The 2,499-nt window shown below is 69.9% G+C and carries 2 protein-coding genes; one reads left to right on the forward strand and one right to left on the reverse strand.

The window, feature by feature from the left end:
- Positions 1-461 precede the first annotated feature (461 nt).
- Positions 462-1,160 (reverse strand): demethylmenaquinone methyltransferase, encoded by a 699-nt coding sequence (locus tag CXH06_RS18230; protein ID WP_114856623.1) that lies wholly within the window; start codon positions 1,158-1,160, stop codon positions 462-464.
- Positions 1,161-1,294: 134 nt separating this feature from the next.
- Here CXH06_RS18230 and serC point away from each other — a divergent pair, with 134 nt between their 5' ends.
- Complete coding sequence (serC, locus tag CXH06_RS18235) at positions 1,295-2,449, forward strand: phosphoserine transaminase (protein ID WP_114856624.1); 1,155 nt, start codon at positions 1,295-1,297, stop codon at positions 2,447-2,449.
- Positions 2,450-2,499: the final 50 nt, after the last annotated feature.

The raw sequence follows: 2,499 nt of genomic DNA on the forward strand, positions 1-2,499 counted from the left end.
CAGCATATAACTGCTGTATCATCCGTTAAAATTTGCCATCAAAATAAATGGCATCAACAAACAGACACGCTATTGAGATATCAAGCAACACGCGCCTCAGTGTTCCAAGCCGTCCGGCTCTTCCCTCCGAGGCAACCCTGCTAACTTACGACGTCCGATCCTCCGAGTCAAATCGGTGCGGTGTGATCCACATCCCGATCCTCCCTGAAGAGAGCCTCCGTCCCTGGTCAATCCCGGATCCGCGGTCCGGCACGGTGGCCGTTCCTCGTTCCCGTTCTGCTGGGCACGAGGAAGAACATTACGGGTCCCGGGAACCACCGTCAAGCCAGAACGGCCTTTTCCCGAGTGGCCTCGGCCACAATGCCGGCTCCGGCGATATCCGTGCAGGTCACAGCGCTATACCTGCGCCTCGGCGGGGAGTTGCGGCGAGCGGTGCCTGCCGTGCCCCGTCGGCATCCCGTTCAGGGCTGCGGCACGACTCCGCGATGCAGCGCGACGATGCCGCCGCTGAGGTTCCGGAACTGAGTGCGTTCCAGACCGGCTTCACGGAACCACTGGCGGAGCTCCTCCTGCGTGGGCCACTCGAGGATCGACTCGGCGAGGTACTCGTAGGCGTCCACGGTGGTCGCCACCCGGCCGGCCACGGCGGGCAGAGCGCGCAGCAGGTACTTCTCGTAGACGACCCGGAACGGGGTGAAGGTGGGTGTGGAGAACTCGCACACCACGACCCGGCCTCCCGGTCGGACCACCCGCACCATCTCGTCCAGGGCGCGGCGGGGCTCGTGCACGTTCCGCAGTCCGAAGGAGATGACGGCGGCGTCGAAGGAGTCCGCGGCGAAGGGCAGCTGCTGGGCATCGGCCCCGACGAACGGCACCGGCGCGCCGCGTCGCCGCCCCTCGGACATCATCCCCAGGGAGAAGTCCGCGGCGACGACCTTCGCTCCCGTGCGCGTGATCGCGGCGGAGGAGGTCCCGGTGCCGGCCGCGAGGTCCAGGACCCCGCTGCCGGTGCCCACCTCGAGCGCCTCGACCATCAGGTCCCGCCACATCCCCACCTGTCCCAGGGCGGCGACGTCGTTCATCAGGTCATAGCGCCTGGCGATGCCGTCGAACATGGTCGCGACGTCGTACGGCTTCTTCTCGAGATCGGCACGGCTCATGCTCTGATCCTCGCACGCGCGAGGGCGCCCGCGGACACCGCTCGGCACGAAGGTGCCGGCCCTGAGAGACTGTGGGGGTCGTCGGGCCGCGCGCCCGCGGCACCGGCCCGACCCACCCACGAGGAGACCCCCGCATGTCCCAGGCCCGCACCGCCCGCTCCGACGCCCTCCGCGCGCTCAGCATCCCTCAGGAGCTGCTCCCCCGGGACGGTCGGTTCGGCTCCGGTCCCTCCCGGATCCGGGAGGAGCAGATGGCGACCCTGCACTCGGCCTCCGCCGCTGTGCTCGGCACCTCCCATCGGCAGGCACCGGTGAAGAACCTGGTGGCCCGGGTGCGCGCAGGTCTGCGCGAGCTGTTCTCGCTCCCCGAGGGCTACGAGGTCGTGCTCGGCAATGGCGGCTCGACGGCCTTCTGGGACATGGCCGTCTTCGGCCTCGTCGAGCATCGCTCCCAGCACCTCGTGCTCGGCGAGTTCTCGCAGAAGTTCGCCGCGGAGTCCGCCGGGGCTCCCCATCTCGCGGACCCCGAGATCCTCCGTGCCGAGCCCGGCACCGCGACCCTGGCCCGTGCGAGCGCCGAGGTCGACGCCTACGCCTGGCCCCACAACGAGACCTCCACCGGCGTGATGGTGCCCGTCGTCCGGCCCGAGGGAACGCGTGAGGACCAGCTGGTCCTGGTGGACGCCACCTCGGTGGCGGGTGCGGCGCGCGTCGACGTCACCGAGACCGATGCGTACTACTTCGCCCCGCAGAAGGCCTTCGCCTCCGACGGCGGGCTGTGGCTGAGCGTCCTCTCGCCGGCGGCGATCGAGCGCGCCGAGCGCCTGGCCGCCGGCACCGACCGCTGGATCCCCGCGTTCCTCTCCCTCACCAGCGCGATCGAGAACTCCCGCAAGGACCAGACGCTGAACACGCCGGCGGTGGCGACGCTCGTGCTGCTCGCGGAGCAGATCGAGTGGATCCTGGCGCAGGGCGGGCTGGAATGGGCCGACGCCCGCACCCGCGCCACCAGCGGCATGCTGCAGACCTGGGCGGACCGGCGGGAGGAGATCACGCCCTTCGTCACCGCGCCCGAGGCGCGCTCCCAGGTGGTCACGACCCTCGACGTCGACGAGTCGATCGATGCCACGGCCATCACCGCCGTGCTGCGCGCCCACGGGATCGTCGACATCGAGCCGTACCGGAAGCTCGGCCGCAACCAGCTGCGCATCGCCACCTTCCCGGCGGTCCCCGAGGAGGATGTCGCCGCCCTCATCGCCGTGCTGGACCACGTGCTGGACGCCGCCTGAGACCAGCCCTCGACCAGCCCCGCCGCGGCCGGACCACGCGCAGCCGTGGT

This window comes from Brachybacterium sp. YJGR34, from assembly GCF_003347015.1.
Classification (GTDB): Bacteria; Actinomycetota; Actinomycetes; order Actinomycetales; family Dermabacteraceae; genus Brachybacterium.

Bases quoted from the DNA above. Each gene is read 5' to 3' on its own strand.
- CXH06_RS18230 (WP_114856623.1), bottom strand. From the start codon at position 1,160: ATGAGCCGTGCCGATCTCGAGAAGAAGCCGTACGACGTCGCGACCATG.
- serC (WP_114856624.1), top strand. From the start codon at position 1,295: ATGTCCCAGGCCCGCACCGCCCGCTCCGACGCCCTCCGCGCGCTCAGC.